13 protein-coding genes are annotated in these 13,778 nt (G+C 71.9%); 12 read left to right on the top strand and 1 reads right to left on the bottom strand.

Features of this window, described 5'->3' with window-relative positions:
* Positions 1-14 precede the first annotated feature (14 nt).
* The gene (locus ACFUJ1_RS16750) at positions 15-2,207 is read left to right on the top strand and encodes a 3-hydroxyacyl-CoA dehydrogenase NAD-binding domain-containing protein (protein WP_378646458.1); all 2,193 of its coding nucleotides are present in this window, start codon (positions 15-17) and stop codon (positions 2,205-2,207) included.
* A gap of 56 nt (positions 2,208-2,263) precedes the next feature.
* The gene (locus ACFUJ1_RS16745) at positions 2,264-3,070 is read left to right on the top strand and encodes an alpha/beta fold hydrolase (protein WP_378646456.1); all 807 of its coding nucleotides are present in this window, start codon (positions 2,264-2,266) and stop codon (positions 3,068-3,070) included.
* Here the strand turns inward: ACFUJ1_RS16745 and ACFUJ1_RS16740 are convergent.
* Positions 3,057-3,872 (bottom strand): enoyl-CoA hydratase-related protein, encoded by an 816-nt coding sequence (locus tag ACFUJ1_RS16740; protein ID WP_378646454.1) that lies wholly within the window; start codon positions 3,870-3,872, stop codon positions 3,057-3,059. The two genes, ACFUJ1_RS16745 and ACFUJ1_RS16740, sit on opposite strands and share 14 nt — an antisense overlap.
* A 95-nt stretch (positions 3,873-3,967) precedes the next feature.
* On the opposite strand from ACFUJ1_RS16740, the gene ACFUJ1_RS16735 reads away from it, so the two are divergent.
* Genes ACFUJ1_RS16735 through ACFUJ1_RS16690 form a run of 10 tightly spaced genes read left to right on the top strand, consistent with a single transcriptional unit; the run spans position 3,968 to position 13,752 of the window.
* Positions 3,968-5,404 (top strand): aldehyde dehydrogenase family protein, encoded by a 1,437-nt coding sequence (locus tag ACFUJ1_RS16735; RefSeq protein WP_378646452.1) that lies wholly within the window; start codon positions 3,968-3,970, stop codon positions 5,402-5,404.
* 57 nt (positions 5,405-5,461) lie between these two features.
* Positions 5,462-6,289, top strand: a complete 828-nt coding sequence (locus ACFUJ1_RS16730; RefSeq protein WP_378646568.1) for an MlaE family ABC transporter permease — start codon at positions 5,462-5,464, stop codon at positions 6,287-6,289.
* Positions 6,286-7,113 (top strand): MlaE family ABC transporter permease, encoded by an 828-nt coding sequence (locus tag ACFUJ1_RS16725; protein ID WP_378646450.1) that lies wholly within the window; start codon positions 6,286-6,288, stop codon positions 7,111-7,113. The genes ACFUJ1_RS16730 and ACFUJ1_RS16725 overlap by 4 nt, the downstream gene beginning before the upstream one ends.
* Entirely contained in the window at positions 7,110-8,183 is a 1,074-nt protein-coding gene (locus tag ACFUJ1_RS16720; protein ID WP_378646448.1) for an MlaD family protein, read from the top strand. Before ACFUJ1_RS16725 ends, ACFUJ1_RS16720 begins: the two co-directional genes overlap by 4 nt.
* On the top strand, positions 8,183-9,187 hold the full coding sequence (locus ACFUJ1_RS16715; RefSeq protein ID WP_378646446.1) for an MlaD family protein: 1,005 nt from the start codon (positions 8,183-8,185) through the stop codon (positions 9,185-9,187). Before ACFUJ1_RS16720 ends, ACFUJ1_RS16715 begins: the two co-directional genes overlap by 1 nt.
* Positions 9,172-10,173 (top strand): MlaD family protein, encoded by a 1,002-nt coding sequence (locus tag ACFUJ1_RS16710; protein ID WP_378646444.1) that lies wholly within the window; start codon positions 9,172-9,174, stop codon positions 10,171-10,173. Before ACFUJ1_RS16715 ends, ACFUJ1_RS16710 begins: the two co-directional genes overlap by 16 nt.
* A 1-nt stretch (position 10,174) precedes the next feature.
* Complete coding sequence (locus ACFUJ1_RS16705) at positions 10,175-11,245, top strand: MlaD family protein (RefSeq protein WP_378646442.1); 1,071 nt, start codon at positions 10,175-10,177, stop codon at positions 11,243-11,245.
* Complete coding sequence (locus ACFUJ1_RS16700) at positions 11,242-12,228, top strand: MlaD family protein (protein WP_378646440.1); 987 nt, start codon at positions 11,242-11,244, stop codon at positions 12,226-12,228. The genes ACFUJ1_RS16705 and ACFUJ1_RS16700 overlap by 4 nt, the downstream gene beginning before the upstream one ends.
* Positions 12,225-13,181 (top strand): MlaD family protein, encoded by a 957-nt coding sequence (locus ACFUJ1_RS16695; protein ID WP_378646438.1) that lies wholly within the window; start codon positions 12,225-12,227, stop codon positions 13,179-13,181. The genes ACFUJ1_RS16700 and ACFUJ1_RS16695 overlap by 4 nt, the downstream gene beginning before the upstream one ends.
* Before the next feature lie 22 nt (positions 13,182-13,203).
* Entirely contained in the window at positions 13,204-13,752 is a 549-nt protein-coding gene (locus ACFUJ1_RS16690; protein ID WP_378646436.1) for a hypothetical protein, read from the top strand.
* Positions 13,753-13,778 lie beyond the last annotated feature (26 nt).

The raw sequence follows: 13,778 nt of genomic DNA, 5'->3' as shown, positions 1-13,778 counted from the left end.
AGGACACCGAAACCATGACTGCCATTCGCCGCACCCGCGATTCCGGCGGGATCGTCACCCTGACCATCGACGACCCGAACCAGCGGGTCAACACCATGAACGCGCTGTTCGTGGCGGCTCTCGCCGCCGAACTCGACGCCATCGAGCAGGATCAGGAGAGCACCGGAGTCATCCTCACCTCGGCCAAGAAGACCTTCTTCGCCGGCGGCGACCTGAACGACCTGCGCGCCGCGAGCCGCGACCGGATCGACGAGTTCGCCGCCTTCGTCCAGCGCAACAGCGCGCTGCTGCGGCGGCTGGAGCAGCTGCCGGTGCCGGTCGTCGCCGCGATCAACGGCTCGGCGCTCGGCGGCGGCCTCGAACTCGCCCTGGCGGCCAACCACCGGATCGCGGTGGACGCGCCGGGCGCGGCGCTCGGCCTGCCGGAGGTGACGCTCGGCCTGCTGCCCGGTGCGGGCGGCACCGTCCGCACGGTCCGGCTGCTCGGGGTGCGGTCGGCGCTGCGGGACGTCCTGCTGAGCGGGCGGAAGCACACGGTGGCCGGTGCGCTGGAGCTCGGCCTGATCGACGCCGCGGTGGGTACCGCCGACGAGCTGATCCCGGCGGCGACCGCCTGGATCCGCGCGCACGCCGAGGCCCGGCAACCCTGGGACACCGCGGGATTCCGCATCCCGGGCGGGGCCCCCGGCGAGCGCGACGCCCCGCTGCACGCCACCCTGCCCGCGCTCGCCGCGACGCTGCGGGCGCAGACAAGGGGCGCACCCGCGCCCGCGAAGGAGCACATTCTCGCCGCCGCGGTCGAGGGCGCGCAGGTCGACGTCGACAGCGCGCTGGCGATCGAGGCGCGGTACTTCCTCGACCTGGCCACCGGGCAGATCGCGAAGAACATGATCCAGGCGAACTTCTTCGACACGCAGGTCGTCAACGGCCCGCGCGGCCGCGACGCCGCGCGGGAGCCGTGGTCGCCGCGCAAGGCGGTCGTGCTCGGCGCGGGGATGATGGGCGCGGGCATCGCCTACCAGTGCGCGGTCTCCGGCATCGACGTCGTGCTGAAGGACGTCACGGCCGAAGCCGCCGAGCGCGGTAGGGGCTATTCCCGGCGGGTGCTCGACAAGCGCGTGCGCGCGGGGCAGATCACCGCGGCGACCAGGGACGAGGTGCTCGCGCGGATCACCCCGGCCGCCGACGCCGCGGCGGCCGCGGGCGCGGACCTGGTGATCGAGGCGGTGTTCGAGGACCCCGCGCTCAAGGCCGAGGTGCTGCGCGAGATCGAACCGCTGCTCGCGCCGGACGCGCTGATCGGGTCGAACACCTCGACCCTGCCGATCACCGGGCTCGCCGGGAACGTCGCGGCCCCCGACCGCTTCATCGGCCTGCACTTCTTCAGCCCGGTCGACCGGATGCCGCTGCTCGAGATCATCAGGGGCGAGCCGACCTCCGCCGAAACCCTCTCCCGGGCACTGGATCTGGCCCGCGTGATCGGCAAGACCCCGATCGTGGTCAACGACAGCAGGGGCTTCTTCACCAGCCGCGTGATCGGCACCTTCGTCAACGAGGCGCTGGCCATGCTCGGCGAGGGCGTGCCCGCCCCGGTGATCGAGCAGGCGACCACCCGGGCCGGGTACCCGGCCCCCGCCCTGCAGCTCGCCGACGAACTCAACCTGGAGCTGCTGCGCCGGGTGCGGGACGCCTCGCGCGCCGCCGCCGAGGCCGCGGGCGGTACCTGGGAGCCGCACCCGGCCGAGGCCGTGCTGGACCGCATGCTCGGGGAGTTCGGCCGGGCCGGGCGGCTCGCGGGCAGCGGGTTCTACGAGTACGAGGACGGTGCCCGCACCCGGCTCTGGCCCGGACTGCGCGACGCCTTCGGCTCGCCGCGCGCCGACCTGCCCTTCGCCGACCTGAAGGAGCGGATGCTCTTCGCGGAGGCGCTCGAATCGGTGCGGTGCCTGGACGAGGGCGTGCTCGAGTCGGTGCCGGACGCCAATATCGGCTCCCTGCTCGGCATCGGCTATCCGGGCTGGACCGGCGGCGTGCTGCAGTACATCGACGGCTACGCCGGTGGCGTGGCCGGATTCGTCCGCCGCGCCGAGGAACTCGCGGCCGCCTACGGGCCCCGCTTCGCCCCGCCCGCGTCGCTGGTCGCGCTCGCCCGCGACGGCGGCACCCTGGCGGATACCCACCGCGAGCGGCAGTCCGCGCTGTCCTGAGCGGTATCGATGCGCGGGGTGGGCCGACCGGCCCACCCCGTCCGAGCGGAGGAACCATGACCGAACGTCTCGTCGAGGTGCGCGACGGCGTGCGCATCAATGTCAGGGAGCTGGGCGCGGGCCGTCCCGTCCTGCTGATCCACGGCTGGAGCCTGAGCGGCGAGACCTGGGATCGGCAGCTCCGGGTGCTCGCCGAGGCCGGGCACCGGGTGCTGGCCGTGGACCTGCGCGGCCACGGCGGCTCCGACGCCCCGCTCGACGGCTACGGAATCGACTCGCTCGCCGCCGATGCCGCCGACGTGCTCGCCGCCCGCGGGGTGACGGCGGCGGCGGTGGTGGGGTGGTCGCTCGGCGGCATGGTGGCGCTGCGCCTCGCGCACGAGCACCCCGCGCTGGTCGAGCGGGTGGTGCTGGTGGCGTCGAACGGCGTCGCCGCCTCCCGGACCCCGGCGTTCCCCTTCGGCGTCCCCGCCGACGGGCCGCTGAACGCCATCCTCGCCGCCGAGCACGACGACCGGATCACGCTGCGCCGCAGCGCCGTCGGCGACCCGTTCCGGACTCCGCCCGAGCCGCTGCTGCTCGACTGGCTGCACCGCATCTCGCTGCGGACCCCGAGCTGGGCCGCCCGCGCCGCCCTGCGCACGCTGCTCCGCACCGACCAGGTCGAGCTCCTCGACGGCCTGCGGGCGCCGGTGACCCAGATCGTCGGCACCGCCGACCCCGCGCTCTCGGTGCGCGGGGCGCGCTGGCTGCACGAGCGGCTCGGCACCACCCTCGTCGAGCTCGACACCGGGCACTACCCGATGTTCGAGGCGGCCGACGAGTTCGACGCCGCGCTGCTCCGCGCCGTCAGCGCCCGGTGAATTCGGGCGGGCGCCGCTCGGCGAAGGCCGCGACGCCCTCCCGGAAGTCCCCGGCGTCGACCAGCCGGGTCTGCCCGGCGACCTCGCTCTCGAACGCCGCCTCCAGCCGCGCGAGCAGGGCGATGTTCAGGCTGCGCTTGGTCGCCGCGAAGGCGGCGGTCGGCCCGGCGGCCAGGTGCAGCGCCAACTCGGACACCCTGGCGTCCAGCGCTTCCCGCTCCACGACCTCGTCCACCATGCCCCAGCCCAGTGCGGTCTCGGCGTCGACCCGCTCGGCCAGCAGCGCCATCCGGGTGGCCCGGCCCAGCCCGATCCGCGCACCGAGCAGCGCCGACGCACCCGCGTCCAGGGTCAGCCCGACCTTCGCGAAGGCCAGCGCGAAGGACGCGGAGCGGGCCGCGACGATCTGGTCGCAGGCCAGCGCGAGCGAGCAGCCGGCCCCGACGGCCGGGCCGCCGACCGCGGCGAGCACCGGTTTGGGCATGGCGCGGAGCGCCCGCACGATCGGGTTGTAGCGCATCCGCAGCTCCTCCTCGGTGCGCGGCGCCAGCCGGGTCTCCGGCGTCAGCCCGCCGAGATCCAGATCGGCCCCCGCCGAGAACGCCCGGCCCGCACCGGCCAGCACCAGACAGCGCACCGAATCGTCGGCCGCCGCGCGGTCGACGGCAGCGCGCAGTTGCCGCTGCAGGGCCGTGTCGAATGCGTTCAGCGCTTGCGGGCGAGCCAGGATCAATGCCGTCGCGCCACCCGACCGCCGAATTTCGATGGCGTCTGTCCGGGAAAGCAATTCCCATTCCTTCATGGCGCGAAATCGTAGTCCATACAATATGTATAGACAAGAAATACGCCATAGTGCCGAATCTGCGTCCAACGTGATTGACAGCACATCTGAACACTATGTATGGTGCTCGTCATGTCTCCCCTTTCTCCTGCTCGGAGGGCCGATCGGTGACCGCTCCCGCCACGGATACGCGGCCCCCCGACACCCGCACGGAGGTGGAACGCGCCCGCTCCGCTTTCGCGAGCGGCCGGACCCGCCCGCTCTCCTGGCGCATTGCCCAATTGGAAGGTCTGCTCCGTTTCGTCGACGACAGCGACGCCGATATCGCGGCCGCGATCGGCGCGGATCTCGGGCGCAGCCCGATGGCGACGTTCATGGCCGATATCGGCCCGGTGCGGCACGAGATCCGGCACACCCTCGCGAAGCTCGCGAGCTGGGTGCGGCCGACACCGGTGCGGGTGAGCGCCGCGACGGCCCCGGGCCGGGCGTGGTCGCTGCCGGAGCCGAAGGGGACCGTGCTGATCCTCGGCACCTGGAACTTCCCGCTGCTGCTCACCGTGCAGCCGCTGGTGAGCGCGCTCGCGGCCGGAAACACCGTGGTGCTCAAGCCCTCCGACCTCGCGAGCGCGACGGGCGCGCTGCTGGCCCGGCTGCTGCCGCGCTACGTCGACCCGGAGGCCGTTCGGGTGGTGCTCGGCGACGGGCAGGTCAACCGCGCGCTGCTGGCGGAGCGCTTCGACCACATCTTCTTCACCGGCTCCACCGCGGTCGGCCGGGCCGTGATGACCGCGGCCGCGCAGCACCTCACCCCCGTGACCCTCGAGCTGGGCGGCAAGAGCCCGGTGATCGTCACCGCGGACGCCGATATCGAGGTGGCGGCCCGCCGGATCGCCTGGGCCAAGTCGATCAACGCGGGCCAGACCTGCATCGCCCCCGACTACGTGCTGGTCGAGGACTCGGTGCGGCCGCGGCTGGTCGAGCGGCTGCTGGTCGAGTTGCCCGCGCACGGCGCGAACGACACCACCCGGATCGTGAACGAGCGTCACCTGGACCGGCTCGCCGGTGTGCTGGCGAGCCACGGTGGCGAGCAGTTCGGCGGTGTGGTCGACCGGGCGAAGCTCACCATCGCCCCCGCGCTGGTGACCGACCCCGACCCGGAGTCGGAGCTCATGCGCGAGGAGATCTTCGGCCCGATCCTGCCGGTGCTGTCGGTCGAGAATCCGCGTGCGGCGATCGACTTCGTGAACCGGCGGCCGAAGCCGCTCGCGCTCTACCTCTTCACCTCCGCCCGCGACACCGAGCGGGCCGTGCTGGAGCAGACCTCTTCAGGCGCGGTGGTGGTCAACCACCTGCTCTACCACCTGCTGGTGCCGGAGCTGCCGTTCGGCGGCGTCGGCGACTCCGGGCTCGGCAGCTACCACGGCAAGCACGGCTTCGACACCTTCAGCCACGCCAAGGCGGTGCTGCGCAAGCCCGCCCGGCCCGATCCGTCCCTCGCCTACCCGCCCTACGGCTCCGCGATGCGGAAGGTGCTGCGCCGGCTCATGGGCTGACCGCGCCCGCTCGACCTCGTTCGCTTCGATCTGCCCCAAGGGAGGTGTGCAGTGAGTATTTCCGTACCCGGAGGGCTGGCGCGGCGCGTCGGCGGCTCGCTCGCGGACCGGGTGTCCCGCAGCCTCGCGACGCTGGGCCGGTCGGCGCGGCTCGGTGCGGACGTCGCCCGCTTCTCGATCGCCGACACCGTCGCCGGTCGGCTTCCGGTGGGTGAGGTGATCGAGCAGATGTGGACATTGTTCAAGGTCACCGCGCTGCCCGCGCTGCTCATGGCGGTGCCGATCGGCGCCGAGGTCTCGGTGCAGGTCGGCGGGGTGATGGATCAGGTCGGCGCCAACTCGCTGGCGGGCGCGGCCAGCGGGCTCGGCGTGGTGAGCCAGGGCGCGCCGATGGCGGCCGGGTTGCTGATGAGCGGCGCCGCCGCCTCCACCATCGCCTCCGACCTCAGTGCCCGCGCCATCAGGGAGGAGATCGACGCCATGCGCGTCATGGGGGTGGATCCCGTGCAGCGGCTGGTGGTTCCGCGCTTCATCGCGATGGTCGCGATCGCGCCCGCGCTGTGCATCCTGATCATCGCCGCCGGCGTCGCGGCGGGGCTGATCATCTCGACCAATGTGAACGGGGTGGTGCCGGCCAGCTTCTGGCAGTCCTTCGGCGCCTTCGCCACGCCGCTCGACCTGGTGTTCTCCGTGCTGAAGGCGTTGCTCTTCGCGATCATCGTTGTCACCATCGCCAGCCTGCGCGGGCTGGAGGCCTCCGGCGGCCCGAAGGGGGTCGCCAACGCGGTGAACGCCTCGGTGGTGCTCAGCGTGTTCTGCATCTTCATGACCAACCTGGCCGTGAGCCAGCTGCAGAACATGTTCTTCCCGGCGAGGCTGGCGTGAGCGCCGCGCGAGCGGTCGCGAACTCGGCGGCCGGCGTGTTGCTCGAGCTCGGGCAGATCGCCGCCTTCACCTGGAAGACCCTGGCGAGCCTGCCCAAGACGGTGCGGAACTACTCCAAGCAGACGCTCAAGACCATGAACGACATGGCCTGGGGGAGCGGCTCGCTCATCGTCGACGGTGGCGTGCTCAGCCTGATGTTCTTCCTCGGCGTCGCGGTCGGGGCGGTCGTCGCGATCCAGGCGTTCATGGCCTTCGACCTGCTCGGCTTCGGTGCGCTGACCGGGATCATCGGCTCGTTCGGCAATATCCGGGTGATCGCGCCGATCATCACCGGCATCGGCTTCGCCGCCCAGGCGGGCTGCCGGATGACCGCCGAGATCGGTGCCATGCGGATCTCCGAGGAGATCGACGCCACCGAATCGATGGGGCTACAGGCGATTCCGTTCGTGGTCGGCACCCGGCTGGTCGGCGGCATGCTGGTGGTGCTTCCCGGCTACCTGATGGCGATGGTGGTCAGCTTCATCACCGGCGGGCTGATCATCAAGTACGCCTACGGGCAGCCCGCGGGCACCTACGACCACTACTTCGCGCAATTCGTGAACATCGGCGATTTGGCGGCCTCGGTGGGCAAGGCGCTGGTCTTCTGCGCCGTCGTCACCATGATCCACTGCTACTACGGCTATTTCGCCTCCGGTGGCCCCGCGGGCGTCGGCGTCGCGTCCGGGCGGGCGATCCGCGCGAGCCTGGTGGCGATCGTCGTCCTGAACTTCTCCATGACCGTAGCCATCTGGGGCCTGAACCCGGAACTTCCATTCAGGGGATGAGCATGGCCAGACACATCGACCAAGATTTCGTCCGCGGCGACGGCGATCGCCAGCTGCGGGTGCTCGCGCTCTGCGGCGGCGCGGCCGCCGTCGCGCTGCTCCTGCTGGTGCTGGCCGGGTCGCTGGCCTACACCCGCTGGACTGCCCCGCACGGCATCCGGCTGCAGCTCGTGGTGCCCGCGCTCGGCCCCGGCATCGAGCCGGGATCGAAGGTGCTGGTGCGCGGCGCCACCGCGGGTGAGGTCACCGACGTCGCCGCCGTGGACGCGGGCACCGTGCACGTCGACCTGGTCCTCGACGACGCGCAGGCGGCCGTCCTGACCGACAGCCTCGACGTCGACTTCCGGCCGGAGAACTACTTCGGCGTCACCGCGGTCAACCTCGTCGCGCGGCCCGGCGGCAGCGCCCTCACCGACGGCCGGGTGCTGCACCGGACGGCGGCGCCGGACTACACCATGTCGACCATGCTGGAGCAGGTCTCCCTGGTGGTGGACGGCGCGCTCACCACGAGCACGATCGCCACCCTGGACGAGATCATGCGCTACGCGAACGGGCTCGCCCCGCTCATCCGCACCGGCATCATCGTGGCCGAGCAGCTGTCCAAGACGCAGCGGCACCTGCCGACCGAGCTGCTGCTGCGCGCGAACGACGTGCTCGTCCAGCTGCCCGCCTTCGCCAGGGGCGCCGCCGACGCGCTCTACGCCATCTACCACAGCGCCTACAACCAGCGCCCGGACGGCAGCACCGGCGTCGACGACGCCTTCATGACCGAGACCGACCGGGCACTCGAGCTCGCCGCCTCCGACCTCTTCGGCAAGGCGGGCGCCCTGCTGGCCTCGCACGACGCCGAGCTGATCCCGCTGGTCGGCGCGGCCGACAGGGTGGTGGCGCCGCTGCCCGGGCTGCTCGGCGACGGCCGGATGGCCGAGCTGAACACCGCGATCGACCGGCTGGAGTCGGCGTTCACCGGCCCGCCCGAGCAGCGGACGCTGCAACTGCGGGTGGTGCTGGACGACGTGCCCGCGCTGGCCGGGCCGCTGGCCCAGCTCGGCGTGCGGGCGGTGCGCTGATGTCCACCGGACGCGGAGTGCTCTGGGCCGCGATGAAACTCGTCGTCGTCGCGGTGGTGACCGTGCTGCTGTTCGTGCTCGTGCTGAATGCCATGCGCAACCCGGTCGGGGGGAGCACCCGCGGCTACACCGCGGATTTCACCGATGTCTCCGGCCTGCGGGTCAACGGCGACGTCCGGCTGAAGGGGCTGCGGATCGGCAAGGTCACCGGCGTCGAGCTGAGCACCGAGGGCGACGGAACGACAGCCAGGGTCGACTTCTCCATGGACGCGGGCTACGAACTCACCGACACCGCGACGCTGGCGATCAAGTACCAGAACCTCACCGGCGCGCGCTTCATCGACGTCGAGTTCGCCGCGCGGCCGGGGAATCGGGTCGACCACCTGACCACCGCGGCCACCCGGCCCTCCTTCGACATCACCGCGCTCTTCAACGGCCTGCAACCGGTGCTCTCGACCATGGACACCGGGCAGATCAACGCCTTCGCGGAGAACGCGATCGCGGTGCTGCAGGGCGACGGCGGCGGCCTGGCCCCGATGCTGGAGAGCGCGCAGCAGCTGGCCGCCTACGCGCAGGACCGCAAGCAGCTGATCTCGGCCCTGACCGCGAATGTCGCGCGGATCGCCGACACCATGGGCGGCCGCTCGCAGTACGTGCTCGAGTTCCTGAAGGCCATGAGCCTGCCGATCAGCAATGCCATGACCGTGCTCGACGAGTTCCCCAAGACCGCGGCGACCGGCCCCGCGCTGGTCGAGCCGATCGAACGGCTGCTCGCCGCGCTCGGCTTCCGCGCCGACGTGGATATCGACGCGCTCGTGCGGCAGGCGTTCGCCTCGCTGACCGAGGCGGTCGACTCGCTGCGGCTCATGCCCGCCGCGCTGGCCGGGCTGCGGGTCGCGGAGCGCCCGGAGCGCGCGCACTGCAGTACCGGGCAGGCCCAGCTGCCGCCCGATGTCCGGATCCTGCTCGACGGGAGTGAGGTCGTGCTGTGCAACGCGAAATGACCAGGCTGCGGGATCGGGTGCACGCCGTCTGGCAGAACGACGTCCTCGTCGGCGTCGCCGTCGTCGGCGCCACCGTGGTGCTGGTCGCCGCCTTCGCCGTCCTCTACCTGCGCCCGCCCGGGCAGCAGACCATCACCTTCGAGACCACCGATGTCTCCGCGATCGAGTCCGGGCAGGACGTCCGGGTGGCCGGGATCAGCGTCGGCACGGTGTCCGAGGTCGCCATCGGCGCGGCGACCGTCACCGTCCGGGCCAGGATCGACGATGCCATCCGGGTGGGTGACCGGTCGCGCGTCGAGGTCAGGATGCTCACCCCGGTCGGCGGGTACGCGGTGACCCTGATCCCGCTCGGCCCGCCCGCGGTCGGCGACGTCGCCATCCCGGCGGACCGGGTGACGGTGCCGTACTCGATCGGCGATGTCCTGCAGAGCGCGCCGGCCGTCACCGACGAGGTCGACGCCGCGACGTTGAACGCGAACCTGAGCCAGGTGGCCACGGCGCTGGCGGGGAACTCGACCTCCCTCGGCACCGTCATCGACGGCATGAACGCGATCACCGAGGTGCTCGACCAGCAGCGGCTGCAGATCCACCGGGTCGCGGGGCTGGCCGCGGAGTACCTGCGGACCTTCGATGTCAACCGCGGCTTCGTCTTCGAGCTGATCGGCAAGATCGACACCGTGCTCGCCACCTATCACCTGAATTCGGCGGGCTTCAACTACGCCTACCAGCTGCTCGGCAGCGCGCTGTCCCGGTTGCAGCCGCTCGAGTCGTACTACCTCGACCACTCGGACGAGGTCGAGCGGCACATTCGCGATCTGCAGGGGCTGGTGGCGGAGCTCCAGCAGCACCTCGGGCCCGCGATCGACACCTTGACCGGCCTGCGCGCGCAACTCGAACAGTGGCTCACGCCGGAAGGTATGGCCCAGTTCGGTGGCGGGGTGCTCACCACGTCGCTGTGTATTCCGATTCCGGGACGGGAGTGCTGACATGCGGATCTCCAGGACGAGCGGCGTCGCGGTGCTGGCGGTGGTCGCGGTGCTCGGCACCGCCGCCGTCGTGCGGCACTCCGCCGAGGCCGCAGGCGCCGACCCGCCCGGCGGCGGGGACGGGTTCTGCGTCGACATGCCGGATGCCATCGGCCTCTACCCCGGTAATCCGGTGACGCAGATGGGATTCCGGGTCGGCACGGTGGACTCGGTGCGGCAGCGCGGCGATCACGTGCGGGTCGAGTTCGCGCTGGACGACGGCCGCCGCTACCCGGCCGACGTCCAGGTGGTGACCCGCTCGAAGTCACTGCTCGCCGACCGGAGCCTGGAGCTGGTCGGCAACTACACCGCGGGCCCCTCCCTGCGGCCCGGCGCCTGCGTGCCGCGGCAGCGCGCACACACCCCGAAGAGCGTCTCCGAGATCGCCGGCTCCGCGGCGGATTTCATCGACGCGCTCTCCGCGGCGGGCGACGACAGCGTGCGCGGCTCGATCGCCGGGTTGAACACCGCGCTCGACGGCTCCGGCGCCGCCATGAACGCCATGTTCACGCACGCGGCCGCCGCCGCGAACAGCCCGGACCGGGTGACCGCCGACGTCGGCGCGGCGATCATGAGCATGGCCCCGCTCACCGAGGACGCGCTGGCGCACTGGGACCGCATCGAATCGATCCTCACCCGGATGCCGGAGATCGCCGCGCTCGGCACCGAACTCTTCGGCTACGTCGCCCGGTTCGACCGCGGCATCGGCTGGCTGGTCGCGGTGATCTACGACATCCAGCGCCGCTACGGCGATCAGCTGTGGCCGCTCATGCACGGCCCGGTCGCCGACGTGATCGCGCTGGCCGCCACCAGGTCCCCGGACCTGGCCCGGCTGTACGGCACCATTCCCGCGGTCGTCACCGCGGTGAACTACCAGCAGCAGACCGGAGGAGGTATCTCGGTGCCGTACCGGCCGCCATCCGTTCCCGTCGACGCCGCGGTCTGTGAACTGCTCGGACCGCAGTGCGCGCGTTCCGAATTCGCGCCGGGCACCGTCGACCTGCTCTCCCTGATCGCGCGGAGGCCGTCGTGATCTGGCGCGCGCTGGCCGCCGCCTCGGTCGCGCTCGCGGTCTCGGGCTGCTCGCTGAGCCCGGACGACCTGCCGTCGGTGCGCTCCGGCGTGCACACCGACTACACCGTCACCCTCCGGTTCGAGAACGTCATGAATCTGCCGTCCGGCGCGGATGTGCTGCTCGGCGGGCTCCGGGTCGGGCAGGTCCATGGCCTCACCGCGAACCCGGACGGTATCGACGTCACGGTCGGGCTCGCCGCGAACACCAGGGTGCCCGCCGACGCCGGAGCGATCATCCGGCAGAACACCCTGCTCGGCGACACCTACATCGCGTTCGTCCCGAGCGCGGAGCCGCACCGGGAGCCGGGGTTCCTCGCCGCGGGCAGCACCGTCCCGGTGCAGCGGACCACCTCGCCGCCGCAGCTGGAGGACACCATCGCGGTGCTCGCCTACTTCGTCAACGGCGGCAGCATCCAGAAGATGCAGGACACCATGGCCACCCTGAACCGGACCATGCCCGCGCTCGCGGACGTCCGGCGGATGGCGGGCACCGTCGCGCTCGACCTGGCCGACCTCGCCGCGGGCACCGCGGAGCTGGACCGCCTGCTGAACGGCGGGAACGACACCGCCGTCGCGGTCGGCGACCGCAGCACCGAGTGGCAGGCCGTCTTCGGCGAGCAGGGCGCCTACTACTGGCACAATGTCGCCCGCGCCGTCGTCGGGCACATCAGCACCCTGCTGCCCTCGGTCGGCTCGATCTTCGAGGGTGGGCTGTGGCTGATCCCGCTGCTGACCTCGCTGGCCGAGACCGCGGAGTCGGGCCGCGGGATCTGGGACGACGCCCCGGCCACCGCCGCGCGGGTGCACAACTTCCTGCGCACGACGCTGCTGCCGTTCGCGCGGAATCCCGCCGTGAACGTCACCTCGGTGCGTACCGGGTCCGGGGACGAACTGATCGGCGATGCCACCTCGATCCTGCGTCTGCTCGGAGCCGTCCGATGATCACCCGTACCCGCGTCTCCGTCGTGGCCATGGTGGCGCTGACCGCCCTGTCCCTGCTCTACATCCAGCGCGCCGGGCTCGAGGTGGACCGCTTCCGCGACATGCGAACGGCCAGCATGCCGGTGCCGGACACCAACGGCATCCTCGTCGGCTCCAGGGTGCTGCTGCGCGGCGTGCCGATCGGCACCGTCACCGGTATCGCCCCGGAGCCGGACGGTGTCCGGATCACGCTGCGCTACCACGGTTCCGACCCGATTCCGGTGGGCAGCTGGTTTCGCGTCGACAACCTCTCCGCACTCGGGGAGTCCTACGTCTCGGTGCTGCCGGACACCGCCGCAGGCCCCTTCCTGGCCGATGGCGCCCGGGTCGACGCTGACCGGGTCCGGGTGCCGACGACTTTCAAGGAGCTCTCCGCCCGGCTCGCGCACCTCCTGCAGCAGGTCGACCCGGACCAGGTGCGGCAGATCTTCCGCACGCTCGACGTCGGGCTGCCCGACGGGGTCCAGGTGGTCGGCGACCTGAACCGGGCGGGCACCCTGCTCGCCGCCGAGTTCACCCGGCAGACCGACAACCTCGTCACCCTGCTCAGCACGCTGCAGCCGCTGCTCATGCGCACCGGCGAGGTGCCCGCGAGCCTGGCCGCGACCAGCCCGCAGCTGCCCGGATTCGGCGCCGGCTTCCAGGAACTGCTGAACTCCGTGCGGGACGCGATGCACCGCGGGCCGCTGCTGGAGGGCATCCGGGACGGGGCGAGCCCGCTCTTCGGCGACCTGCAGAAATTCCTCGACATCACCGCCGCCGATCTCGGCGTCATCGGCGTCAACCTGCTGCCCGCCGCGCAGTCCGGCGGTGCCGCGCTGCGCACGGTCGACCTGGGCAGTCTGCTCGGCCGGGTGCTCGAGGCCACCGACCCGGCGGGCGCCGTCACCGTCCGCATCCCCACCCCGAGATAGCCCTACCGAAAGGAGCAGGTCGATGTCGGAGAAGTCGACGGCCCGCGCTGTGGTTCGAAACATTCCGCGCCGGACGATTCTCGCCGGAGTCCTGGTCGCCGCGGTCATCGCCGTGCTGAGCTGGCAGTGGTACTCGACCGCAGGCGAGCTGGACCGCCGGGACGCGGCGGCCGCGGACCGGGCCCACGCCGAGCAGGTCGCCCTTGACTACTCCACCGGCGCGGCGCAGATGAGTTTCCAGAACACCCAGGAGTGGCGCGGCCGGCTGGTCGCCAACACCACCCCCGAACTCACGACCCGCCTCACCCAGGCCGCGACCTCGATGGAGCAGCTGATCGGGCCCATGCAGTGGTCGTCGACCGCCCGGCCGATCGCGGCGAAGGTGGAATCGGAGTCCGACGGCGTCTTCCGGGTCGTCTGCTTCGTCGACGTGCTCACCAAGAACGTGCAGGCGCCGGAGGGCGTCCAGTCCACGGCGACCTACAAGCTCGATATCGACCGCGGGCGGGACTGGTCCATCACCGAGATCAGCGGCATCGACTCCGCACTCGGCGGCGGAACTCCGCGCTGACGGGTGCCGCCGCCGACCGGTGCGGT

The organism is Nocardia sp. NPDC057227 (genome assembly GCF_042669725.1).
GTDB classification, from domain to species: domain Bacteria; phylum Actinomycetota; class Actinomycetes; order Mycobacteriales; family Mycobacteriaceae; genus Nocardia; species Nocardia asteroides_A.
This window is presented reverse-complemented; position numbering and strand designations above follow the sequence as displayed.